24 protein-coding genes and 1 riboswitch are annotated in these 24,288 nt (G+C 36.2%); of the genes, 15 read left to right on the top strand and 9 right to left on the bottom strand.

Annotated features, from left to right (window positions below; genetic code table 11):
- Window positions 1-5 precede the first annotated feature (5 nt).
- From mreD to fabD, 6 genes are all read right to left on the bottom strand, one after another.
- On the bottom strand, window positions 6-527 hold the full coding sequence (gene mreD, locus RBG61_RS07575; protein WP_307942331.1) for a rod shape-determining protein MreD: 522 nt from the start codon (window positions 525-527) through the stop codon (window positions 6-8).
- 29 nt (window positions 528-556) lie between these two features.
- On the bottom strand, window positions 557-1,420 hold the full coding sequence (mreC, locus tag RBG61_RS07580; RefSeq protein WP_307942332.1) for a rod shape-determining protein MreC: 864 nt from the start codon (window positions 1,418-1,420) through the stop codon (window positions 557-559).
- A 195-nt stretch (window positions 1,421-1,615) separates the two neighbouring features.
- Window positions 1,616-2,632, bottom strand: coding sequence for a rod shape-determining protein (locus RBG61_RS07585; RefSeq protein ID WP_307942334.1), 1,017 nt, complete (start codon window positions 2,630-2,632; stop codon window positions 1,616-1,618).
- Window positions 2,633-2,823: 191 nt separating this feature from the next.
- Window positions 2,824-3,390, bottom strand: a complete 567-nt coding sequence (locus RBG61_RS07590) for a Maf family protein (RefSeq protein WP_307942335.1) — start codon at window positions 3,388-3,390, stop codon at window positions 2,824-2,826.
- 1 nt (window position 3,391) lies between these two features.
- On the bottom strand, window positions 3,392-3,919 hold the full coding sequence (locus RBG61_RS07595; protein ID WP_307942337.1) for a shikimate kinase: 528 nt from the start codon (window positions 3,917-3,919) through the stop codon (window positions 3,392-3,394).
- Window positions 3,920-3,991: 72 nt separating this feature from the next.
- Window positions 3,992-4,909, bottom strand: a complete 918-nt coding sequence (gene fabD, locus RBG61_RS07600) for an ACP S-malonyltransferase (RefSeq protein ID WP_307942338.1) — start codon at window positions 4,907-4,909, stop codon at window positions 3,992-3,994.
- 210 nt (window positions 4,910-5,119) lie between these two features.
- On the opposite strand from fabD, the gene RBG61_RS07605 reads away from it, so the two are divergent.
- The 9 genes from RBG61_RS07605 (at window position 5,120) to acpP (ending at window position 12,799) form a co-directional block, all read left to right on the top strand.
- A complete protein-coding gene (locus tag RBG61_RS07605; RefSeq protein WP_307942339.1) occupies window positions 5,120-6,118 on the top strand; it encodes a 3-oxoacyl-ACP synthase III family protein in 999 nt (332 codons plus the stop codon).
- A gap of 106 nt (window positions 6,119-6,224) precedes the next feature.
- A complete protein-coding gene (gene fabG, locus RBG61_RS07610) occupies window positions 6,225-6,968 on the top strand; it encodes a 3-oxoacyl-[acyl-carrier-protein] reductase (protein WP_307942340.1) in 744 nt (247 codons plus the stop codon).
- A gap of 88 nt (window positions 6,969-7,056) precedes the next feature.
- The gene (gene fabF, locus RBG61_RS07615; protein WP_307942341.1) at window positions 7,057-8,292 is read left to right on the top strand and encodes a beta-ketoacyl-ACP synthase II; all 1,236 of its coding nucleotides are present in this window, start codon (window positions 7,057-7,059) and stop codon (window positions 8,290-8,292) included.
- 24 nt (window positions 8,293-8,316) lie between these two features.
- Window positions 8,317-8,778: an acetyl-CoA carboxylase biotin carboxyl carrier protein gene (gene accB / locus RBG61_RS07620; protein WP_307942343.1), complete on the top strand. Its 462-nt coding sequence runs from the start codon at window positions 8,317-8,319 to the stop codon at window positions 8,776-8,778.
- Between the two features lie 29 nt (window positions 8,779-8,807).
- Window positions 8,808-9,239: a 3-hydroxyacyl-ACP dehydratase FabZ gene (fabZ, locus tag RBG61_RS07625; protein WP_307942345.1), complete on the top strand. Its 432-nt coding sequence runs from the start codon at window positions 8,808-8,810 to the stop codon at window positions 9,237-9,239.
- A gap of 39 nt (window positions 9,240-9,278) precedes the next feature.
- A complete protein-coding gene (locus RBG61_RS07630) occupies window positions 9,279-10,631 on the top strand; it encodes an acetyl-CoA carboxylase biotin carboxylase subunit (protein WP_307942346.1) in 1,353 nt (450 codons plus the stop codon).
- Window positions 10,632-10,692: 61 nt separating this feature from the next.
- On the top strand, window positions 10,693-11,559 hold the full coding sequence (gene accD, locus RBG61_RS07635; protein WP_373889704.1) for an acetyl-CoA carboxylase, carboxyltransferase subunit beta: 867 nt from the start codon (window positions 10,693-10,695) through the stop codon (window positions 11,557-11,559).
- Entirely contained in the window at window positions 11,556-12,359 is an 804-nt protein-coding gene (locus RBG61_RS07640) for an acetyl-CoA carboxylase carboxyltransferase subunit alpha (RefSeq protein WP_307942347.1), read from the top strand. The genes accD and RBG61_RS07640 overlap by 4 nt, the downstream gene beginning before the upstream one ends.
- A 209-nt stretch (window positions 12,360-12,568) precedes the next feature.
- Entirely contained in the window at window positions 12,569-12,799 is a 231-nt protein-coding gene (gene acpP, locus RBG61_RS07645) for an acyl carrier protein (RefSeq protein WP_307947224.1), read from the top strand.
- Window positions 12,800-12,851: 52 nt separating this feature from the next.
- On the opposite strand, the gene RBG61_RS07650 is transcribed toward acpP, so the two are convergent.
- On the bottom strand, window positions 12,852-13,676 hold the full coding sequence (locus tag RBG61_RS07650) for an Mrp/NBP35 family ATP-binding protein (RefSeq protein ID WP_307942349.1): 825 nt from the start codon (window positions 13,674-13,676) through the stop codon (window positions 12,852-12,854).
- Window positions 13,677-13,863: 187 nt separating this feature from the next.
- Window positions 13,864-13,960: riboswitch (THF riboswitch) on the top strand.
- Between the two features lie 81 nt (window positions 13,961-14,041).
- On the opposite strand from RBG61_RS07650, the gene RBG61_RS07655 reads away from it, so the two are divergent.
- The 3 genes from RBG61_RS07655 to RBG61_RS07665 all read left to right on the top strand — a co-directional run bounded on the left by RBG61_RS07655 (window position 14,042) and on the right by RBG61_RS07665 (window position 16,960).
- Window positions 14,042-14,650, top strand: coding sequence for a folate family ECF transporter S component (locus RBG61_RS07655; RefSeq protein WP_307942350.1), 609 nt, complete (start codon window positions 14,042-14,044; stop codon window positions 14,648-14,650).
- A 181-nt stretch (window positions 14,651-14,831) separates the two neighbouring features.
- On the top strand, window positions 14,832-15,299 hold the full coding sequence (gene tnpA / locus RBG61_RS07660; RefSeq protein WP_307942351.1) for an IS200/IS605 family transposase: 468 nt from the start codon (window positions 14,832-14,834) through the stop codon (window positions 15,297-15,299).
- A gap of 218 nt (window positions 15,300-15,517) precedes the next feature.
- Window positions 15,518-16,960, top strand: coding sequence for an IS1182 family transposase (locus tag RBG61_RS07665; protein WP_307942256.1), 1,443 nt, complete (start codon window positions 15,518-15,520; stop codon window positions 16,958-16,960).
- A gap of 5 nt (window positions 16,961-16,965) precedes the next feature.
- On the opposite strand, the gene sigK is transcribed toward RBG61_RS07665, so the two are convergent.
- Entirely contained in the window at window positions 16,966-17,667 is a 702-nt protein-coding gene (sigK, locus tag RBG61_RS07670) for an RNA polymerase sporulation sigma factor SigK (RefSeq protein ID WP_307942352.1), read from the bottom strand.
- Window positions 17,668-17,811: 144 nt separating this feature from the next.
- Window positions 17,812-19,635, bottom strand: a complete 1,824-nt coding sequence (locus RBG61_RS07675; protein WP_307942353.1) for a M23 family metallopeptidase — start codon at window positions 19,633-19,635, stop codon at window positions 17,812-17,814.
- Window positions 19,636-20,099: 464 nt separating this feature from the next.
- Between RBG61_RS07675 and RBG61_RS07680 the strand changes: the two genes are divergently transcribed.
- From RBG61_RS07680 to RBG61_RS14050, 3 genes are all read left to right on the top strand, one after another.
- Entirely contained in the window at window positions 20,100-22,253 is a 2,154-nt protein-coding gene (locus RBG61_RS07680; RefSeq protein ID WP_307942354.1) for a Tex family protein, read from the top strand.
- A gap of 257 nt (window positions 22,254-22,510) precedes the next feature.
- A complete protein-coding gene (gene pflA, locus RBG61_RS07685; protein WP_307942355.1) occupies window positions 22,511-23,236 on the top strand; it encodes a pyruvate formate-lyase-activating protein in 726 nt (241 codons plus the stop codon).
- Window positions 23,237-23,624: 388 nt separating this feature from the next.
- On the top strand, window positions 23,625-24,071 hold the full coding sequence (locus tag RBG61_RS14050) for a M15 family metallopeptidase (RefSeq protein ID WP_423246190.1): 447 nt from the start codon (window positions 23,625-23,627) through the stop codon (window positions 24,069-24,071).
- Window positions 24,072-24,288: the final 217 nt, after the last annotated feature.

Below are 24,288 nucleotides of genomic sequence, written 5' to 3' on the forward strand. Positions count from 1 at the left end.
TTTTTCTACATCCGTACAACAGGATTAAACTTATAAGAAATCCATTTGGTTAAGAAATAAATCGGAACCATGGATATAACAGTATAGAGTGCTGTTGGTAGAATATCGAGCACTAAAACCATATAGGAATTGCTATGATTCCATGCTGCGTAATAAAATAAATAATCAATGAGTCCTTGCAATAAAGCAACTGCACTACAGAACATTAACGCATTTGCAATTTTGGTGTGAAGATAATAAATACAAATCAAAGAAATAAAAACACCACATATCAATAGAATAATTGCGTTAAAGCCCAACAATTTATCGGATGAAACATCCCAAAGTAATCCCGTTATCATGCAAAAAACAGCACTTGGCATTACCTCTTCAAACATACTTACAGCAACCGCAAGCGCTAATATAAATACGGGTTTTGTTTCAAAAATTTGAAACAAACGAGGCGTTGTTTGCAATACATACAGTATAATAAGAGCTGCATAATAACTTGCCCATTTTAAATAGGGACGCAGCTTTTCATATTGCATTTTATTTCACCTCTGATTTCTTTTACTGTCTATTTAATATAATCCAACAAGTCACTACCTTGTCCTAAGAATTTTGTTACAACTTGAACGGTTACAACTTTCTCAATTGGTTCAATTGGAGTAATGGTTGCATATTTTGTAAATCCATGAGACTCAGTAGAGACTTCCTCAACACGACCAATTGGCAACCCTTTTGGGAATTTTCCGCTTGAACCGGCAGTAACAATCATATATCCTTTTTTAATCTCGGTTTGTTCCGATAAAATAGATAATTTACATTTTCCTTCTTTGGCAAGTTTAATTTCACCTGAAATTACTCCAAGCTCTTTGGTTCCTATTTCATATGCACTGATATCAATTTCAGGGCTTAATATGGTTTGTACTCGAGCATTAATTTGAGAAACTTCGGTGACAATACCGATTAACCCATTACTTGTTATAACGGGATCATTAACGGCAACACCTTGCAATGCGCCTTTATCAATGATAAAAGAACTATATCGGTCGCTTGGATCTCGGCTGATAACAAACGCTGTTGTTGTTTCCATATCCGGATGTGATTCTTTAATTTTAGCAACCTTTTTTAATTGTTCATTTTCATCTTTCATTTTTTCGTAATCTACAAGCTGATGATTCAATTCGCTTAACTCTTTTTTCAGACGCTCATTTTCTTTAGAAATATTAGAAGCATTTAAAAATTTATCAAAGAATTTACCCGTAGCATCTGCAACATAAGCAGTACCTTTTTGAAATGGTGTTGTAATCATCGTTAATAGATTTCTTGGAATATTCGAAACTCCGTCGGATGATGCGGAATATAGCATCATACCAAATAAAACCGCTACAATCGCAATCAGTATTTTAAACTTTTTACTCTTAAAAAAATCTGCCACGGTAATATCACCACCTATAAAATCTATATGGAATATGAAAAGGGCGGAGACGAGCCCCGCCCCACGTTTTTTAACGTATTAGGTGTAATCATAGATTAACTTGAAAGCAAATTTACATTAAAGGCACATAAAAACCATATATTAAAGTTTTCATGTGCCTTTGATGAGTGGCTTTCTAAGTTAATTAACGAAAGGTTAATATTTAATTTCATCAGAAGAGAAAACAGAAGATAACTTTTCCATGTTTTCAAGAATAACACCAGTACCAAGTGCAACACAATCCAATGCATCTTCAGCAACACGAACGCTCATTCCTGTTTCTTGTCCAATTAAGCGATCCAATCCACGAAGTAATGCGCCACCACCAGTTAATACAATACCTTGATCAATAATATCAGCCGCTAATTCAGGAGGCGTTTTTTCAAGAGTGATACGAATTGCTTCTAAAACTTCTTGTAGAGAATCAATAAGTGCTTCTCTAATTTCAACAGAGGTAACAGTAATATTTTCAGGAAGACCTGTTAACAAGTTACGTCCTTTAATTTCTGTTTGAAGCTCTTGTTCTAATGGGAAAGCGTTACCAACATCAATTTTGATATTTTCAGCTGTTCTTTCACCAATTAACAAATTATATTTTTTCTTGATATAGTTAATAATATCTACATCGAATTTATCGCCGCCAACACGAACAGATTTTGCAGCAACAATACCGCCAAGAGAAATAACCGCAACTTCAGTTGTACCACCACCGATATCAACAACGATACTACCGGTTGGTTCGGAAACAGGTAGTCCTGCCCCGATTGCGGCTGCCATTGGCTCTTCAACGATCATTACTTTTTTAGCGCCTGCTTTTTCAGCAGATTCTTTAACTGCTCTTCGTTCAACTGCGGTTACACCGGAAGGAATGCAGATAACAACACGTGCACGAGACATCATAGAGTTGTTCATTGCTTTACGAATAAATTCTTGCAACATGCTTGTTGTAATATCAAAATCGGCAATAACGCCATCTTTTAGCGGACGAACCGTTACGATAGAGCCAGGAGTTCTACCAACAACATCTTTTGCAGCTTGTCCAACACTTTTTACTGTATCATTACGAACGTCAACTGCAACAACAGAAGGTTCACGAATTATAATTCCTTTACCTTTCATATATACTAGTGTGTTTGCAGTACCTAAATCAATACCAATATCTTTTGTAAACATCTATCATTCCTCCAGCTTTTCTATCTCATAAATTTTATCTTATTCAATCATTCATATTTCAATAATAATTACAATTCTGAATAATACGTACAGCATTATTATAACCTCTAATTATGAAATGCACAATAACTTTTTTTGAATTCTTTTCAATTTCCCTAATTAATAAGGAAATTTTAGGAACACTCGAAAGCTTACCATTTATATTGTTTTAAAACTTGATTTACCTTTGCAACAGGAAATCCCATTACGCTAAAATAATCACCTTCAATGGATTCAACAAACAAAGAGCCTTTTTCTTGAATTCCATATGCACCTGCTTTATCAAATGGTTCTTTTGTATTGCAATAGACTTCTATCTCTTCTTCACTTAGCTTGTAAAACGTTACTTTTGTTTCCACAACAAATTGGTCAACTTGATTTTTAGACAGAATACAAACGCCTGTTGAAACCAAATGAGTTTTTCCGGATAGCTTACGCAGCATATCAACCGCATGTTGCTTATCTTTTGGTATTCCGAAAACTTCGCCATCCAAGCTGACAATGGTATCGCAACCGATTACTGTTGCTTGCGGATGCTCATCAAATACCGTTTTGGCTTTATAATATCCTAAAGCTTTCACAAGCTCATTTGGATTGGTAATTGTAATTGTGCTTTCATCAAACTGTGATGGAATTGTTTCAAACTGACTTGCAATCAGCTTGAGCAGCTCTACTCGGCGTGGAGAGCGAGATGCAAGAATTAAATTACTTGGTGTCATCTTAAGCGTCCTTTCTTTCATGCAATGAATGATGTTGTAATAAACAAGCAATTTCCTTTGCTTGTAATTGTGGACAATAGGTTAAATCAAATGTGTCGCTAGCGGCAATTTTAAAAAGAGTATGTATTTTATTATATCGTGCCATGCATTCCTGTTCATCGACCTGTGCTTCCATACCACGATAATTGCTTGCTTTCATTTTTCGATAGTACGTTTTATAAGGATAATGAAGATAAACAACTTTTCCGGTCTGTTTTGCTAAAACAATATTCTCTTCCAAAGCAAATGTTGTTTGGGTAACAACCACAACGACCTGATCCATAGCGGCGACTTTTTGAAATGCCTCACGCTCAATTTCACGCAAACATGTTTCTCCATATTCTTTTAAAATGGTTCTTGTATTCATTGTTGTCTGTTTTTGAATAAAACAATCAAGATTTAATACTCGATAACCTAATATTTTTGCAACTTTATTTGCAATATCATTTTTATCATAGCCAATAAATCCACATAGATATAAATTATTCATGTAATAACCATCCTTTATGTCATGAGGTCTGAGCTATAAAGCATCAGACCTCCACCAGCAAGCTAAAATGAACTATTCACCTTTTAGCTTGGAAAATGTTTTTTCGTTTTCAACATTAAATATTGTTACATCAGTTAAGGTTTTTTTAACCAAACCAGCCAATACTTTATTAGGACCACATTCAATAAAGCGATCCACTCCTGTTTCTTGAATTGCGTTCAGCTCTTTTACAAATTGAACCGGAGAAACAAGATGCGTTTTTAAATAAGTTGGCATATCAGAAAAATCGGTTAATTGCGCACCGGTTACGTTAGAGTAAAACGGTACAGTCGGTTCGTGAAAAGCAACATCTTTTATTGCATCATAAAATGCATCGGCTCCACTTTGCATTAACTTAGAATGGAATGCAGCACTTACTGCTAATTTCATGGTGCGTTTACCCATTTCGGTGAATTTTTCAATTGCTTTATCTACTGCTTCTCTTTCGCCTGCAATTACTGTTTGAGCAGGAGAATTAAAGTTAACCGGAATCACATAACCCTCTACGCTTTCGCAAACTGCAGCAATCTCTTCAGCAGACAAGCCAAGCACTGCGCACATAGCACCATCTTGTCCTTTTGCACAATCGCCCATAGCTTTTGCTCTTGCTTTAATTACTTGAAAACCATCTTCTAAAGACAAAATACCCGCAGCCACCATTGCAGCATATTCACCAAGAGAATGCCCAGCTACTGCATCAGGGGTAATACCAAGCTTTTTTACTGCTTCATAACAAAGCAAAGCTGTTGCAAATATAGCTGGCTGTGAGATTTCTGTTTTTGCTAAATCCTCTGCTGATGCTTCAAAGCAAGTTGTTTTTAAGTCAAATCCTAAAATCTCGCTGCCACGTGTATAAATAAATTCCAAATCAGGAAACAGGCTTAAAATTTCTTTCCCCATTCCTTGATATTGCGAGCCTTGTCCTGAAAAAAGTAAGCAAGTTTTGTTCATAATAATATGGTTCCTTTCTAATAAAAGCACTTCATGATAGAAGTTGAAAATAGTTACACAAATGTGTCCAAATAGTAACAAATAGTATCTTTTCGTTGACAAAATGGTTAAAAAAAGATAAAATTGTCTCATTATATATAGTGGTTAATAAACTAGATTTAGTATATCATATAAAAAAAAGAGTTGCAACCAAACAGTCAGGAGGCTTTTATGAATCGGTTTGGAATTAAAGTGAGAGGTGCAGGAAAATACTTACCTGAGACCATTATCACAAACGAAGCACTGAGTGAATTAGTGGAAACAAACGATGAATGGATTTTACAACGAGTAGGAATTAAAACCCGACATGCCGCTACATTTGAAAATACAACCTATATGGCAAGTGAAGCAGCAAAAAATGCATTGAAAGATGCTGGTATTGCACCGGAAGACATAAATGTTGTTATTGCAACAACGGTTACCCCTGATTATTTTACCCCATCTTTGGCTTGTTTAGCAGCAAATAAAGTTGGAATTCAAAACGCAATTTGTATGGATATCAATTGTGCATGTGCGGGATTCGTTTATGCTGTTGATTTAGCAAGAAAATATCTAATGGATGATGAAAATAAATATGCATTAATTATTTCAAGCGAAATGCTTACAAAAATTACAGATTACACTGACCGTGCAACCTGCGTATTATTTGGTGATGGTGCAGGCGCTGTTGTAATAGAAAAAGACGAAAGCTTATATGCTTCTCATCTCGGATCTGATACTTCAGGTGCTCCTCGTATTTTTGCGCGCAGTATTGTACCAAATAATCCATTTATGAAAACACCATTTGACCCCCTATCTGATGGTTTTGGTGAGGGAAATCCTCACGCAATATATCAAGACGGACAAGAAGTATATAAATTTGCTACAAAAACAATGCCTATGGCTGTAAAAGAAGCTTGTAATAAAGCAAAAATTGAGCCAACAGAATTAAAATATATTTTCTCTCATCAAGCAAATATTCGTATTATTCAAACAGCGGCAAAAAATTTAAAGCTCCCGATGGAGAAGTTTTTTGTAAACATTGAAGAACACGGAAATATGTCCAGCGCTTGTATTCCTATTTGTCTTGAAGAGGCAATGAAAGAAGGTAAATTAGAGAGGGGTGATAAAATATGTATTGTCGGCTTTGGTGCAGGGCTAACCTATGCAGCAGCCGTATTTGAATGGTAGCTTTGGAGTTGCAAAATAAAAAATATATAATGATAAAGATAAAATTACATCGTGTTAATGAAAAACACAATTATAATCATACTAATGTTATGCGAGGTGTAGAATTTTGAATAAAACAGCCCTAATTACAGGTGCATCCCAAGGAATTGGTGCTTGTATCGCTAGAAAATTAGCTTCAGAAGGTTTCAATATTGCGATTAATTGTCGTTCTGAACATGAAGTAGAGAATGGTGGAAATCAAGTAAAAGCAGAATGTGAAGCATATGGCATAGAAGCAGAATGCTTTGTTGCTGACGTTTCAGACTTTGCAGCTTGTGAATCCATGGTAAAATCAGTAAAAGAACGTTTTACAACAATTGATGTATTGGTTAACAATGCTGGTATTACAAGAGATGGTCTTGTTGCGAGAATGACAGAAGACCAATTTGATATTGTTACAAACGTTAACTATAAAAGTGTATTCAATATGATTCGTCAAGTCAGCCCAATTATGATGAAGCAAAGAAGTGGACGCATTATAAACATGGCTTCAGTTGCCGGTGTATACGGAAACCCAGGTCAATTTAACTATTCTGCTTCAAAAGCAGGAGTAGTCGGTATGACTCTTTCCGCTTCAAAAGAATTAGGCCCAAGAAATATTACAGTGAATGCAATTGCACCAGGATTCATTAAAACTCCTATGACGGAAGTGTTAGATGAAAAAGTGAAAGAAACTGCATTAAGCGGCATTGCATTACGAAGATTTGGCGAACCTGATGAAGTAGCGTCTTTAGCCGCATTTTTAGCTTCTGATGGTGCTGCTTATATTACAGGACAAGTAATTGTAATTGATGGTGGTATGGTAATGTAAACGAGGGAAACACTCATTTCTTTAAAATATCACATCCGTTTTTTCAAGTAAAAGGAACCGCACTCACCACTCATTTTTGGAGGTAAGTATGAAAAGAGTCGTAATAACCGGAATGGGGGCAATTTCCCCAATTGGAACAACAGTAGATAGTTTTTTTGACAGTATCAAAAGCGGTAAACATGGGATTGCTCCGATAACAAGCTATGATACAAGCAATAGCGAGGTAAAACTTGCTGCTGAGGTTAAAGATTTTGATCCACTACAATATTTTGATAAAAAAGAATTAAGACGTACAGACCGTTTTAACCAATTTGCTATCGCAGCAGCTACACAAGCAGTTGAAGATTGCGGTACGAAATTTGAAGATTTAGATCCATTTCGTATTGGCGTAATCGTTGGTAGCGGTATCGGCGGTTTTCAAACGATTGAACAAGAATATAATAAATTTTTAGAAAAAGGCGGAAATCGTGTTTCTGTTTTCTTCGTACCAATGATGATTACAAATATGGCAGCCGGCAGCATTGCAATGAAATACGGATTTAAGGGTGTAAACTATGCACCAGTAACAGCGTGTGCAACTTCTTCTCATGCAATTGGCGAGGCTTTCCGTGCAATCAAACATGGCTACGCTGATGCGGTTGTAACGGGCGGTTCCGAAGCAGCAATCACTGAATTTTCAATTGCAGGCTTTAACAACATGAAGGCTCTTTGTCAAAGTGAGGATGTCAATCGTGCTTCTATCCCGTTTGATAAAGAACGTAATGGCTTTGTAATGGGCGAAGGCGGTGCAATTTTGGTATTAGAAGAATTGGAACATGCAAAAGCAAGAGGTGCTAAAATTTATGCTGAAATCGTAGGTTATGGCGCTACAGGTGACGCTTATCATATGACAAGCCCTGATCCGGAAGGAAGAGGTGCTGCAAAAGCAATGGAGTTAGCATATACAGAAGCTGGCATTACAGCTGATAAAGTGGATTATATTAACGCACATGGTACTTCTACCGGATTAAACGATAAATATGAAACCATCGCTATTAAAAGTGCATTTGGTGACCATGCTAATACCCTTGCAATCAGTTCAACAAAATCTATGACAGGACACCTTCTAGGTGCAGCTGGTGCAATTGAAGCAATTGTATGTGCAAAATCTTTGCAAGAAGGCATTATTCCTGCAACCATTGGCTATCAAGTAGCGGATGAAGAATGTGACTTGGATTATGTAACAGAAGGATTAAGAAAGCAAGATATTCAATATGCTATTTCAAACTCTTTAGGCTTTGGCGGACATAACGCTTCCCTATGCTTTAAAAAATATCAAGATTAGTTTCAACGATAAAGGAGAATAACGATGCTTAATTTCAATGAAATTAAAGAACTTATGGATAAAATGCAGCAAACAAATCTTGGCGAGCTTTCCATTAAAGATGGTGACTTTGAATTAAAACTAGAAGCTAAAAAAGCTCCAAAGGTAGTAAGCTATGCTGATGCTAACGATAATATAGTTGAAACAGCTCAGGTTGCCGCTAGCAGTGTTGCAGCTCCAAAAGTTGCTGAAACACCTGTGGCTCAAGTAAGCGGTAATGTTGTAAAATCACCAATCGTTGGTACGTTCTACGCTGCTGCTGCTCCGGATAAACCTGCTTTTGTAAAGGTAGGCAGTATGGTGAAAAAAGGCGATGTATTGTGTGTTATTGAATCCATGAAGCTGATGAACGAAATTCAAAGTGACTTTGACGGTGAGGTTGTAGAAATCAAAGTGGAAAATTCACAAGGGGTTGAATATGGTCAACCGCTAATGATTATTCGCTAATATATTGTAGCGATACTAGGAGGTTTACTATGCCATTATTAACACAAGAACAAATTAAAGAGATTATTCCGCATCGTGATCCATTTTTACTGATTGATGAAATTGAAGAAATGGAAATTGGTGTTCGTGCAATTGGAAAGAAAATGCTTACTGTGGACGATTACTGGTTTCAAGGACATTTCCCACAAGAGCCTGTTTTACCGGGTGTTCTTACAATGGAAATGCTTGCGCAAACTGCAGCGGTTTGCTTGATGTCACTTCCAGAATATAAGGGTAAAATCGGGTATTTCGCAGGAATTGACAAAGCAAAGTTTCGCAATAAAGCTGTTCCTGGTGATGTTCTTATGCTTGAAATTGAAGTGCTTAAAGTTCGTGGCCCAATTTGTATTGTCAGCGGTAAGGCAACCGCAAACGGAAAAACTGTGGCTTCAGCTGAATTAAAGTTTGCAATCGGAGCATAATTGCAAACACTTATTTTCCGACTTAAGGAGGAAATACATTTGTTCGATAAAATTTTAATTGCAAATAGAGGAGAAATCGCAGTCCGTATTATCCGAGCTTGTAGAGAGCTTGGTGTTCGTACCGTTGCGGTTTTTTCAGAAGCAGACCGTGGTGCATTACACGCACAAATTGCAGATGAAGCAATTTGTATCGGTCCTGCAGCTACAAAAGACAGTTATTTAAACGTAAAAGCTATTTTAGCCGCTTGCGAGCTCACTGGAGCACAAGCGGTTCATCCAGGTTTTGGGTTTTTGTCTGAAAATGCTGCATTTGCTCGTAACTGTGAGCGTTGTGGTGTAACTTTTATTGGTCCACTTGCAGAGTCAATTGACTTAATGGGCGATAAAGCACAAGCTAAAAAAACCATGAAGGATGCAGGAGTTCCGGTTGTTCCGGGTTCCGAAGGCGTTGTGAAATCCATTGAAGAAGGAAAACAAATCGCTGCTGATATTGGGTACCCAATCATGGTAAAAGCCTCTGCCGGTGGCGGAGGACGTGGAATTCGCTTAGTGAATAGCGAAAATGAATTGGAAGCCGCAATGACTGCCGCACAACAAGAAGCATTAAATTTCTTTGGTAACGATGAAGTATACATAGAGAAATTCATTGTAAACCCACGACATGTAGAAATTCAAATTTTAGCAGATACACATGGTAATGTTGTGCATTTAGGTGAACGTGATTGCTCTATGCAACGAAGAAATCAAAAGGTTTTAGAAGAATCTCCTTGTCCTGTTATGACAGAAGAGCTGCGTGCGAAAATGGGTGACGCTGCGATAAAAGCCGCAAAGGCTTGTAATTACCGAAATGCGGGAACAATAGAATTTTTACTTTCCGGAAATGATTTTTACTTTATGGAGATGAATACAAGAATTCAAGTAGAGCATCCTGTAACAGAACTTGTAACAGGAATTGACCTTGTAAAGCATCAAATTTTGATTGCTGCGGGAGAGAAAATGAACCTTTGTCAAGAAGATATCAAGCTTTCCGGTCATGCAATTGAATGCCGTATTAACGCTGAAAATCCATACTTTAACTTTAGACCGTCTCCGGGTAAAATAACAGCACTGCATATGCCTGGTGGGCCTGGAGTCCGTATTGATAGCGCAGTATACCAAGGCTATGTAATATCACCTCATTATGACAGCATGATAGCAAAACTGATTGTTTATGCGCCAACTCGAACTGAGGCGATTAAAAAGATGAAATGGGCTTTAGCAGAATTTTTAGTCGAAGGTGTTGACACGAATATAGATTTTCAGCTAAACTTACTTAGAGATGAGAATTTTGAAAATGCAACTTATGATATTGGATATTTGTCTAGAACCCAAATTATGAAGCAACCCAAATAAGATAAATTTTTAAGATTAACACATAAAGCAATATTCGTATCAGCAAAAAGGAGGCGTAGGTTTGCTCGAAGATTTATTTAAAATTGTAAAAACACGTGCAGGTGATGATAACAAATCTGATAAGAAAGCAAAATTCACGATACCGGATGATCTTTTGTTTAAATGCCCTCGTTGTAACAGCGTTGCATTTATGGACGATTTTATTGGCAAATCCAAAGTGTGCGCAGAATGTTCCTATCATGCAAGATTAACTGCTGTTGAACGATTGAATATTACAATCGATAAAGGTTCTTTTCAAGAATTTGATGCAACTATGACGAGTAAAAATCCAATTGAATTTGAAGGATATCCAGAAAAAATACTTTCTATGCAAAACAGTACAGGACTAAAAGATGCTGTTGTTACGGGTGAATGTACCATTCGTAATAAACATTGCGTCATTGCAGTAATGGATTCTAACTTTATGATGGCATCTATGGGTTCTGTTGTTGGCGAAAAAATTGCAAGAGCATTTGAACGTGCAACTGAGAAGAAACTTCCTGTTGTTATTTTTTGCGCTTCCGGTGGAGCTAGAATGCAAGAAGGAATTGTTTCTTTAATGCAAATGGCTAAGACCTCTGCGGCTGTCGCACGTCATAGTGATAATGGTTTGTTATATATTACTGTTTTAACCGATCCTACAACAGGTGGTGTTACTGCGTCGTTTGCCTCTTTAGGTGATATTATTATTGCCGAGCCAAAGGTGTTAATTGGATTTGCAGGAAGACGTGTAATTGAGGGTACAATCAAACAAAGGTTGCCTGATGATTTTCAATCTGCTGAATTTTTATTAGAGCATGGCTTTGTTGATATGATTGTGGATCGCAAAGATATGCGACGTACTCTATCTCGCTTAATTCGTTTGCATACAAAGGAGGGGGCAAGATGAGTCAATTATTAGCCTCTGAAAGAATAGAAATTATCAGAAATAAAGAGCGTCCAACGATAAATGATTTTATTCCATTGCTTTTTGATGAATTCTGCGAAATGCATGGGGATCGTTTGTTTGGCGACGATGCTGCAATTATTGGCGGTGTTGCAAACTTTAGAGGAATGCCGATTACCGTAATTGCACAAGTAAAAGGTCGTAACATAGATGAAAATAAAAAAGCTAATTTTGCGATGCCTCATCCGGAAGGATATCGTAAAGCATTGCGTTTAGCAAAACAAGCAGAAAAATTTCACCGTCCTGTTGTTTGTTTTATCGATACTCCAGGCGCATTTTGCGGAATTGCCGCTGAAGAAAGAGGACAAGGGGAAGCAATAGCTCGAAATCTTTTGGAACTAAGTCGTTTAAAGACACCTATCGTTTCCATTGTAATGGGTGAAGGTGGTAGTGGTGGCGCGTTGGCATTAGGCGTTTGTGATGAGCTTGCTATGCTTGAAAATGCGGTATATTCCGTTATTTCTCCAAGGGGATTTGCAAGCATACTATGGAAAGATGCTTCCAGAGAAAAAGAAGCTGCAAATCGCTGTAAGATAACTGCCGAAGATTTAATGGAATTAGGCATATGTGATTTCATTATTTCGGAACCCGTTGGAGGTGCACATAATAACCATCAGCAAACGGCTGAGAATATTTCTGATTATTTGTATCACACTTTAACAAATTTACAAAAAAAAGATATTGCATTATTGTTAGAGAATAGATATAATAAGTTTAGAAAAATTGGAGAGTTCGAAGAATAGGCTTAATTACTGCAATTTTTCTAACTTTTCAATAAAAGAAATAAAGATATGCATATTTTTATTTCTTCAGAATAACCTATAGAACATAATGGTAGGTTATCCGATTGATTTCCACGCATAATATAGCGTTGCATAACCTAGCATTTATGCTATATGCGTTGAGAAAATAAATTAACTATGAATATATGTATAAAGGAGGTAGTTTGACAATGGTATTTGATAAAATTAAATCTATTTTAGTAGATCAACTAGATGTTGATGAAGATGCTGTTACTATGGAAGCTTCTATTTCTGATGACCTAGGTGCTGATTCTCTTGATGTAGCTGATATTGTTATGTCTTTGGAAGAAGAATTTGATCTTGAGGTTCCTGACGAGGTTTTAGCTAACGTTAAAACTGTTGGTGATATCGTTAAGTATATCGAAGAAAACGTTGAATAATTAACATTTTGATAAAAAGACCGTTTCGAAACTCGAAACGGTCTTTTTTTATTTACATTTGTTCTATTTTATTTGCAACAGGTTCTAACCATTCGCCTTCAAACAGTTCAACAACACCTTTATCGACTACTTTTGCAAGTTCAGGGTTGATTGGTAGTTTTGCTAATACCTCTAAATTATATTGTGCGGCAATCTCTTCAATGTGGCTATCTCCGAATATTTTAATTTGCTTGTCACAATCCGGACATTGTACATAGCTCATATTTTCAATTAGTCCTATAATAGGAATGTTCATCATATTCGCCATTCGAACAGCTTTTCCTACAATGAAAGACACCAACTCTTGAGGAGAAGTGACAATGATGATACCATCAAGAGGAATGGATTGAAATACAGTCAGAGGAACATCACCTGTTCCCGGAGGCATATCGACAAACATATAGTCAACATCATTCCAAATAACATCAGACCAGAATTGTTTTACAGCTCCTGCAATAACAGGGCCACGCCATACAACCGGATCTTGAGCATCTTCTAATAAAAAGTTTACTGACATTACGTCAATACCCATTTTAGTTTTAACAGGATAGATACCGAACTCACAAGCTTCTGCTCTTTGGTTTAATCCAAAAGCCTTTGGAATGGATGGGCCGGTAATATCTGCATCTAATATTGCGGCATGAAGGCCACGTCGTTGCATGGAAACCGCCATTAAGCTGGTTACAAGCGATTTTCCGACACCGCCCTTACCACTTACTATGCCAATTACTTTTTTAACTTTACTTAACTCATTTAATGGGGCAATTAAACTTTCGTGTTCGCTTTGTTTGCTGCTGCAATCTGCGCCGCAGCTGCCACAATCATGTGTACATCCCATATATTTTCCCTCGCTTTCATATACTATACCATTATACTCCATTTTTATTGATTGTCAATTCTTATCATTGATTTATTCAATATAAGCATATTATTATAAAAAAGCTGAGAAACAAAATAAATAATCGGTTAGTTTTACTCTAGCTTTTTCGGATAAAATTATGTAAAATAGGAGTGTAAATAAATTAAGCAGAGTAGAATTTTGTGCGTTAAGTGCTGTTTGAACGGGGAGTTGTCAAACAGACGAAAAGGTTACTTGCGGTACAAAGTTCGCATCCCGCTGCTACATAATAGGATAGCTATAATTATGAACAATTATGACCTCCTTTATGTGGCATTTTGTGGCACATAAAGGAGGTTTTTTATATGCCAAATCAGAATCAATCAATCATTCCACTTATTTTCACTAAAGATTATTGGAAGCATGCAGTTAATCCAAATAAGAAATTGCTGTTATTAACGGTAACTGCTTTACTAATGGCGCTCAATATTGCAATTAGTTCGTTCTTTATTCCTGTAGGAGAAAACCTTAGAATTTACTTTAGCTTCATTCCTACTTCGCTTGCTTGTATGATAGGCGGCCCAATTACAGCAATTTGTTATGGTTTTGGAGTAGATATCCTTGGAACAATGATCCACCCCACAGGTGCATTTTTCCCAGGATATACGTTATCCTCTATACTTGGTGCATTGATATACTCCCTATTCTTCTTTCGCCAACGCATTACCGTTCTCAGAATATTTCTCTGTAAGCTTTCAATTAACGTATTCGTTAACATTATGTTAGGCTCTTTATGGAGCTATATGCTATTTGGGAAAGCGTATTATTATTATCTTGTAAAAAGCACGATTAAAAATAGTATTATGCTTCCAATCGAGGTTATTATCATGGTTATTTTGTTTCAAGCTTTGTTGCCAAAGTTAAAACAAATGAATTTAATTGAAACAGCAAAAACGAAAATATCATTCTTTTAAAAAGTCAACGTCCTCCTTTTTAATGTAAGGAGGACGTTGTTTTACTGTTGCCTTTAGGCTTAATAAAACCCCTGGTTCTACCAGGGGTAGGTAAAAAAGCCTTGGCAAAAATAAAACCTCCATGTTAAAATAGTGACGGTTTGGCGACCGTATCACAAAGATAACAAGGAGGAATTAAGCAATGAAAAATGAAGTAAAACAGACAGCACATTCAAGTTATAGGTGCGAATACCATATAGTGTTTGCACCAAAATATAGAAGAAAAATAATTTATAAAGATTTGCGAAGAGATGTAGGTGAAATATTTCGAAAATTATGCACAGAAATGAAAGTGGAAATAATAGAAGCGGAGGCATGTGTAGATCACATACACATGTTAGTAAGTATTCCACCGTATATGAGTATATCACAGTTTGTAGGAACACTCAAGAGTAAGAGTGCACTGATGATATTCGATAGGCATGCAAATTTAAAATATAAATATGGATCACGAAATTTTTGGTGTAGAGGTTATTTTGTAGATACAGTAGGAAAAAATGAAAAGAAAATAGCAGAGTACATTCGAAACCAATTAGAAGAAGATTATGCAAAAGACCAAATTTCATTTAAAGAATATACGGACCCGTTTACGGGTAATCAAGTGAAATAGGGCAAAAAACAAACAGCCACTTATAGTGGCTGCCTGTAATTGTGATGCGATGACAAACTTTCAGCACCCCTTTGAGGGGTCAGCACGAGTTGACCCTTCTAGGGTCTGAGCAAACCACTAGTTCACTAGTGGTTTCAGCTTGTAGAAAAAGTCTCCTAAATTCGATGATTTAGGGGACTTTTGACGCGAAAAATGGTATAATTAAATAGGGTGATTAAATGTTAGTTAAAGCTAAAAAAGACCGAACACAAGTAGAGTTTTTGTGCTTAGAAGAATTTATTCCAGCAGAACATTTGCTTAGAAAAATAGATAGTGCAGTGGATTTCTGTCATATATATGATTTCGTAGAGGATTTGTATTGTAAAGATAATGGAAGACCAAGCATAGACCCAGTAGTACTAATCAAAATGGTCTTAATACAACATTTGTATGGAATAAGTTCGTTGCGCAAATTGGTAGAAGAAGTACAAATGAACTGTGCATATCGTTGGTTTTTAGGATATTTAATGACAGAACAAATACCTCACTTTACAACAATAAGTTATGCCTTTAAACATAGATTTAACGAGAATACTATTGCATGCATTTTCAACTGGATATTGAATGAAATCAATGATATGGGATATCTTGACCCAGAGGTGGTATTTGTAGATGGAACCCATATAAAAGCAAATGCAAATATAAAAAAGGTTGTAAAGAAATCAATCCCCGTAGCAGCAAAACATTATGAGAAACAACTAATGGACGAAATCAATAAAGATAGAGAAGAACATAAAAAAAAGCCATTTGACGATACAAAGCCACCTAAAATAGAAGAAAAAATCATCAATGAATCAACCACTGACCCTGAAAGCGGTGTATTTCATAAAGGAGAGCATAAGAAATGCCTTGCTTATGAAGCACATACAGCTTGTGACAAAAAAGGCTACATTGTAGATGTTCATGTAACAGCAGGCAATGTACATGACAGCGTAGCATTCGATGATTTGTATGATAAATTAAAAGAAAACCACCCCGAAATCCAAACAATAGTGGCAGATAGTGCCTACAATACTCCCTATATTGCAAAAAGACTTATAGATGATGGAAAAGATTTATTAGTACCATATCGTAGACCAATGACAAAACAAGGCTTTTTTAAGAAATATGATTTTTCATATGATGAATATTTTGACTGTGTAGTATGTCCAAACAATAAAGTTTTACACTATTCCACCACGAATAGAGAAGGATACAAAGAATTTAAAAGCAATCCAAACGACTGTAAAATCTGTGGGTTTCGTTACAAATGCACTGAAAGTAAAGAATTCCAGAAACAATACACAGTTCATGTTTGGCATGAGTACTTAGAGCAAGTTTCAGATATTCGTTATGCAATAAAATACAAAGATCTTTATGCACAGCGAAAAGAAACGATTGAGCGAGTTTTTGCTGATGCGAAAGAAAAATACGCAATGCGTTATACACCTTATCGAGGTCTTGCCCAAGTAACAAACTGGGTTAGGCTTAAATTTGCGTGCATGAACCTTAAAAAGCTGGCAATACATAAGTGGAGGGTGAACTCTCCTTTTTGTATCCTTTGCACTTTTTTCAAATTTTCAACCATATATTCAAAAGCCCGACTTTGGTTACGCCAAAATCGGGCTTTTTCTTCAGACTGAAACCACTAGTTCACTAGTGGTTTTGATTCAAACCCTTTTCTTAATACAGATAACGCTTTCTTTTCAATTCTTGAAACATATGAACGAGATATTTTCAATTTTGAGGCTATTTCCCTTTGTGTTAGCGGATGATATCCATTTAGTCCATAACGTAGGATAATGATAGTTCGTTCTCTTGGTTCAAGCTTTTGTTCTATAAATTTATATAGCTTTTCTGATTTCATCTTTAAATCAATATTATCAATTAAGCTTTCTTCATCCGAAAAAATGTCCATTAAAGTAATCGAATTTCCGTCCATGTCACTATCAATTGGCTCGCTGATATATACATCACCTGCCGTTTTTTTAACGTTTCTAAAATGCATAAGGATTTCATTTTCAATACAACGTGCGGCATATGTTGCAAATCTAGTTCCTTTTTCGTAAGTGAAGGTGTTTACTGCTTTAATCAATCCGATTGTTCCTATGGAAATAAGGTCATCTTGGTCATTGGTAGAAGAATAGTATTTCTTAACAATGTGTGCGACAAGGCGTAAATTATGTTCAATTAGCTTATTGCGTGCGTTGGTATCGCCTTGTTCTTTGAGTTCAAAGTATTCTCGCTCTTTTTCCGCTGTTAAGGGCTTGGGAAACGAGCCATTGCCCTCAATATGCAATGCTAAATATAAAAGGTTGCTCAGTGCAAGACTAATTAAAGCAGAAAACATGGTCTAACCTCCCCTTCACACTAAAGTATATGAAGAGGATTTCAATAATTTGTATGTCCACAAAAAAGTCTTATATAAAGCGAAATGGCGGAACCTCTAATTGAGAATTCCAGCCATTTCGCTTTATATTTAGTTATGAATGGATTAAGGTAACCATCTTAATGGATTTTGTCGATTACCGCTGGTTTGAACTTCAAAATGAAGATGATTTCCGGTTGAATTACCCGTACTACCAACTCTTGCTATTGTTTCACCTTGACTTACTACATCACCCGGTTTGACAAGCAAGCTGCTTGCATGTGCATACCAAGTTTGAACTCCGCCACCATTATCGATTTTTACCATTCTTCCGTAGCTTCCACCCCAGCCGGCAAATACAACTCTACCAGCAGCTGCTGCACGGATAGGAGATCCATAGCCATTACCACGGAAAGCAATATCAATACCAGTATGACGTCTACCGCCGCCAAATGGAGATGAAATATAACCACCGGATACCGGCCAAATAAAGCCTGAACCGGAAACGGATCCTCTATAAGGAGTATTATCTTGATAGAATGTACCGGTTCCCTTCGTTACTAATTCATCAACTGGATCTTTTACTCGAACTCTATCAATAATTTCTCGGCCAATTTCCATACCGTTTACACGTTGGACTTTTGCGGTGATGGTTTCTTCACCTTTAACGCCTTTTCGAGTAACGGACGACTGACCTTTGTATATTTTTGTTGATTCGGTAACTTTTCTTTCAAAACCAACTTCAGCACTGTAGGTTTCTGTGGAAATAACGCTTACAGGCAAGAAAGGCTGTGATTTATTTACTAATACAGATTGACCAATCAAAAGCTTAGACATAATTTGAGGATTCATTTGAACTAACTCATCAACAGATATATCATTTTTTGCAGCAATAATAATCGGCGTATCGCCTTCTTCTACTTGATAGTATGCATCCTTTTCTTCTTCACTGTCAATCAGCTTTATAATATCTTCTTCTTTTGTCATATTGTCTGCTAAGAAAAGACCGGTCTCTAATTTAACATCTTTTGTAAACTGAATTTCTTCATCGGGTTTACCGGTTTTAAATTTCTCTTTTTTCTCTTCAAGCTTGTTTGCTATATCTGTAGCATTTTTTACAGCACCATAAAATTGACCATCGATGCTAATTCCCGTTGCTTGAATAATATCTTTATCGGAAGATTGAATAATTGCATCTGTTAGTTGGGAATCGTCCTTAATTTCTTGCTTTGGAACGACAGCAACAGAAAACTTTGGTAATTTATCAATTTTCTTTTCTTCTTTTTTATAAATCATACGCTCTTGCAATTTTGCTTCTGCTTTTTCAAAAACATTTTCATTTTCAATGTAACCGATATGATTTCCATTGTACTCAACCGATACCGCAAAATGCATTCCGCTTACGTAATTTACTAAGAATACAAATCCAACAGTTGCTGCCACAGGAATTGCATAATTCAAAAGTGTAATAAATACACGTGTGTTATTACGAACACCTTTTAAAAACGCCTTATTTGCATCTTTCAAACGAACAAGAAAGCCTTTATCTTTATTTTGATTAAAACCTGCTTTTACAACGTTATTCGCATCTATAAAGAAATGTAAAAACAAATTAATTTTAAAGCCAATAAAGCGGATTACTTTCAATAAAATTTTAGTAATGCGAATAAAGCCATCCTCTAACCGCTCTACATGACGTTTTAAAAAGCGTACATAAATAGCAGAGTACCTATAGCTGATTTCTTTTCCTGTTTTTATGGTTGATAAACCTACCACCCTTAAAAAGTTGTAGATGATATGATATATATTGGTTAAGGTAGACTCTTTTTTTTCAGTTTCAAATCTTTCTTCCGGAGAAAGATTGAATTGTAAATTCGTTACTTTAGATTCTTTTTTTGTGTCATCGTCAAGTTTTTGTTCAGTGTGTTTTTCCATTTGTTTCGTAGCCAAAACACGTTCCTCCTTGCTAGATCATTTTTGTGTGTAATTATAATAGAAATTACACATCTGTTACTTTAATTATTACAAAACAGTAACAACGTTATTTATATTATACACAAATATCAGAATTTTGCAATACTTTTGTAACTATTTTAAGCGAAATTTTTATTTTGTTTACAATTTATACTATTTTTGCGCTAGTTAATAGTTACATGACATTTCGCTATTTTTACAAAGGAAAAAGCAGACTTATTTATGATATACTAAAATGTTACTTTTTGCAATAACAGAAAGACAGTGTTATAATAATAGTTACAAAATAATGATATCTTTTCATTAGTAAATGAATCATTTTTTGATATTCAATACGACATGATTGAAGAAAATACAATCTTGTATTTCAATTATAGATGGTATATGATAAACACAATAATAAAAAGAAGAGAAAATTTCGATAAAACACTGGAGGTTCTATGGACATTTTACAAAAAATAACGGGTGAATTTCAACTGAAGCCCGAGTATGCAAGCAACATCGTAAATTTAATTGATGAAGGAAATACGATTCCTTTTATTGCACGTTATCGTAAAGAATTAACAGGTTCTATGGATGACCAAGTATTGCGTGAATTTAGTGATCGCTTAGCCTATTTAAGGGGATTAGAAAAACGAAAAGAAGAAGTAATTTCATCCATTGATTCACAAGGAAAATTAAATGATGAGTTAACGGCTTCTATCTATAACGCAACAACACTTGCAGAAATTGAAGACATCTATCGCCCATATAAACCAAAAAGAAAAACTCGTGCTTCCGTTGCAAGAGAACGTGGGTTAGAGCCGCTAGCCGCTTTATTGTTAGAGCAAAAAAACAACATAACACCTCTTCAAGAAGCGCAGCTTTATATTAATGAAGAGGTACCGACTGCACAAGATGCTTTGAATGGTGCTATGGATATTATTGCCGAGGATATTGCTGATCGAGCTGATCTTAGAAAAACCTTGCGCGCATTTATTTATCGCACAGGATTACTTACTACAAAAGCAGTGGATTCTGAAGCACAAACCGTGTATACTATGTATAATGACTACTCTGAGCCAATCAACAAAGTTGCAGGACATCGTGTGCTTGCGATAAACCGTGGCGAACGAGAAGATTGTTTGAAAGTGACTATTAGCATCCAAACAAATGCTGCAATTCGTCTTATTGAAAATGAATTAGTAACAGGAGAAAACGAAAGCGCAGAGTGCATTAAGCTTTGCTGTGCTGATAGCTTTACTCGCTTGATTTTCCCGTCATTGGATCGTGAAATTCGTAACATGTTGTTTGAAAATGCAAGTGAAGCTGCAATTAAGGTCTTTTCTTTAAATCTAAGACAACTTCTACTCCAACCGCCTGTAAAAGGAACGATAACGCTAGGCCTTGATCCAGCATATCGTACCGGTTGTAAAATTGCAGTTGTTGATGATACCGGTAAAGTTTTAGATACAACTGTTGTGTATCCAACCCCACCACAAAGTAAAATAAAAGAAGCCGAAGCAAAATTACTCGACTTCATTCAAAAATATAAAGTTACTACAATATCAATTGGAAACGGAACCGCTTCAAGAGAGAGCGAAAGCTTTGTTGCAAATATGATAAAAGAGAATCATTTAGCTGTACAATATATGGTAGTAAGTGAAGCGGGTGCATCTGTTTACTCTGCATCTAAACTTGCAGCTGAGGAGTTTCCTCAATTTGACGTTTCCATTCGTAGCGCAGTTTCCATTGCTCGTCGGTTACAGGATCCACTTGCTGAATTGGTTAAAATTGATCCGAAATCAATTGGTGTTGGACAATATCAACATGATATGCCAAAAAACAGATTAGACGAAGCTTTGGGCGGTGTTGTTGAAGGATGTGTAAATCAGGTGGGTGTTGATTTGAATACAGCCTCTCATTCGTTGCTGAGTCGTATCGCAGGAATCAATGCAAGTGTTGCAAAAAATATTGTTTTATATCGAGAAGAAAACGGTGCATTTAAAAACAGAAAAGAATTATTAAAGGTTTCGAAGCTTGGTGCCAAGGCATTTACTCAATGTGCAGGATTCTTGCGTGTATCCGGAGGAGAAAACGTATTAGATAATACAGGAGTGCATCCGGAATCCTATAAAGCTGCTGAAAAGCTAATTAAGCTATGTGGCTATCAAAAGAAGGATGTACAAGAGGGTAAAATTATTGATATCAAACAGCGTATGGAAGAAATCGGACTACACAAATTAAGTGAAGAGTTGGAAATCGGTGAGCCTACAATTTGTGATATTGCAACAGAGCTTATCAAACCGGGTCGTGACCCTAGAGATGAGTTAGTAAAGCCTTTATTAAGAAATGATATATTAGAATTAAAGGATTTAAAACGAGGCTTAGAGCTAAAGGGTACTGTTCGCAATATTGTTGATTTTGGTGCGTTTGTGGATATTGGTGTACATGAAGACGGATTGGTTCATATTTCTCAAATTACCAATCGCTATATTAAGCATCCAATTGATGTATTAAATGTAGGTGATATTGTTACCGTTTGGGTAATGGATGTTGATATGGAAAGAAAACGAATTGCTTTAACAATGAAGGGCAATCCGACGCAAGAGTAATACCAACTGTTTTTTAAATTACAGTTGCAAGCAGAAATTCAGATAGGAATTTATATTTCTATAAATCTCCAGCAAATATCGTGGTTCTCTGCATTGGATTTTCATATATAATATGATATAATAATTCGTATACTATGATATCATTAATGGGTAATTGACTCGTTTATGGTCAAATGCGTTAACCAATTATTTACGCCAATAGTAAAATGTTGAGGAAAAGTATAAGGCATATATTAAACCAGCAAAAAGGAGTTTTCATGAGCGAAACAATAGGATATGTTCATTCTGTAGAATCATTTGGTGCGGTTGACGGGCCGGGAGTCCGTTTCGTAGTTTTTATGCAAGGATGCCCTTTGCGCTGCCTTTTTTGTCATAATCCAGATACTTGGAAAATGAATGAAGGCGAACAAATGACAGCAACCGAATTATTCTCTCAAATAAAAACCTATAAAAATTTTATTAAAAAGGGCGGTGTCACTTTTAGTGGCGGCGAACCTTTATTACAACCTGATTTTTTATATGAAGTGATCTCTTTATGCAAAAAAGAAGGCATTCATACTGCAATTGATACTTCAGGTGCAGTCCCGCTAAGTACTTGTAAGCACGTTATTGAAGCTTGCGATTTGGTGATGTTGGATATCAAAGATATTGACAAAGAGGATTGTATTCAGCTTACCGGTCAATCCAATACCAATGCAATGAACATATTAAACCATTGTGATTTTATTGGAAGAGACGTATGGATTCGTCATGTGCTTGTTCCACAATATACGTACAATGCTGAGAAGCTTCATAGGCTGGGTAAAGTTTTATCTTGGTATAGCTGTATTAAAAAAATTGAAGTCATTCCATTTCATAAGATGGGCGAATATAAATGGGATTATGTTGATACGCCTTATCAGCTTACCGATATTCCTTCCGCAACACCTCAGCAAGTAAATAAAGCAAAGGAGATATTGAAACAATATGGCTTACCAGTATAAAAAAAAGCGTTATAAGTTAAAACCTCTGCCCATAGCAATAGCGTCTATAATGATATTAGCGTTAATTGGTTTGGTGATTTATATGATTGTCTCAACGACAAAAAATAATGATAAAGACAAGAAAAACAGTTCTCAAGCTGCTTCCAGTATCAGTTCCGATGCTTCATCTGAAACAAGTTCTGTTTCCAGCAAAGAGGAAAGTTCTCAAGTAAGTTCCAAACCGAAGCCTTCTGCTTCTTCAACAGTTGCAGAGCCTACCGGTGGAAAAGGTTCTTGGAATTTAATTTTATTGAATCGCACACATTCTATTTCTAAAGATATGAACATTTCAAAAACCAAATTTGATTCTCAATTGGTAGATTCTAGAGCTGCACCGGCATATCAAAAAATGTACGATGCTGCGAAAAAAGATGGTATTACTTTATACTTGCGTTCCGGCTATCGTTCCATTGCAACACAAAACGTGAACTATCAAGCAGATATTCAACGCAATATAAACAAGGGCTATACCAGAGAGCAAGCAATTATTGAAACAGAAAAATATTATGCTCGTCCGGGACAGAGCGAACATCATACTGGTCTTGCATTTGACATTATCACTCCGGAATACCATCGAGATATTTATACCTTAAACGAACAATTTGCAAAAACAAAGGCATATGATTGGCTTGTAAAGCATTGTGCGGAATATGGATTTATACTTCGTTATCCAAAAGATAAAGTAGATATTACTAAAATAAACTATGAGCCTTGGCATTATCGCTATGTTGGGATAGAACATGCAAAAAAGATTATGGAAAATAATCTTTGCCTAGAAGAATACTTAGCACAATAAAAGAAAACGCCTGCACCGATTGGTGTAGGCGTTTGTTTAATGTAAGCAAGTTAAGGACCAATCCTATTGTAACACGACCATCTCAGTCACCTGCGGGTGCCATCTCGAATGGATAGCCTAAGAAAAATTTTGCCTCTCCTTTAGGAGAGGGTTACCGCTGCAGCGGTGGAGAGGTTGGGTTAGCATTGATTTTCTTCAGTTGCGTGCATTAGGCATT

The sequence above is a fragment of the Paludicola sp. MB14-C6 genome, assembly GCF_030908625.1.
In the GTDB taxonomy this organism is placed as follows: Bacteria; Bacillota; Clostridia; order Oscillospirales; family Ruminococcaceae; genus Paludihabitans.